Below are 800 nucleotides of genomic sequence, written 5' to 3'. Positions count from 1 at the left end.
CCCCCAGGACCGCCCGGTGACCGCCAGCGCGAGCAGCGCCACCGCCCATGCGGCCACCGCCGCGAAGTACGCGTCGGCCGAGGTGCCCATCCACACGGCGGCCGGAGCCAGGACGAGGAAGGGCGCCGCCTTTCGCGCGAGCCCCTCGCCGGCCAGGGCACGGACCGCGACCAGCACGGCCGCGCAGGCCGTCGCCCCGACGGCGATGCACCACACCCCGGCCCAGCCCCCGCCCCGCAGTCCGATCCGGTCGAGCAGGACGAAGGTGAGCGTGGCCGCCGGCGGATGACCGGCGACATGGGCGGGCCAGTGGTCGGGGGAGCCGAGCAGGATGTGCCCGGTGAAGCCCCGCAGCGCCGCCGGGATGTCGTGGAAGCGGTCGACGGCCCGGAGGTACTCGTGGGGGGTGGTGAGCCGGACGGCGATGCCCCGGTGCCAGCCGTCGACCAGGGCGAGGGAGCAGATCCACGCCATGGCCGTGCCCCACGACAGAGGAACCAGGGCCCGCCAGGGGAGACGGACCGCGAGGGAGGGCCCGTACGCCACCACGGCGACCGCCACCAGGACGGCCGCCGGAGTGCCGGGACCGAGATGGGGCTCCCAGGACGCCAGCAGCGGAGGCCAGTCGGCGAACAGCGTACGGCTGGTCCTCTGGACGCGGTGGCCGACCAGCGCGGCCGTGACCACGAGCAGCATGGCGGCCCCGGCCGCGCACAGGTCGCGCCTCAACTCCTGGCCCGGCCCGCGGGACATGCCGGAGCGCGCGGCGCCGGGCCCGGAGGGGGACGGGGTGCCGGGGG

Annotated in this window: 1 pseudogene; it reads right to left on the bottom strand. The window is 77.1% G+C overall.

The features are described from left to right. Positions 1 to 753 (bottom strand): annotated as a pseudogene (locus CCN35_RS27450) (hypothetical protein); the annotation flags it as partial. Positions 754 to 800 lie beyond the last annotated feature (47 nt).

The organism is Streptomyces thermovulgaris, from assembly GCF_002155915.1.
In the GTDB taxonomy this organism is placed as follows: Bacteria; Actinomycetota; Actinomycetes; order Streptomycetales; family Streptomycetaceae; genus Streptomyces; species Streptomyces thermovulgaris.
Note: the sequence above shows the minus strand (reverse complement) of the source record. Positions and strands in the feature narration are given on the sequence as shown.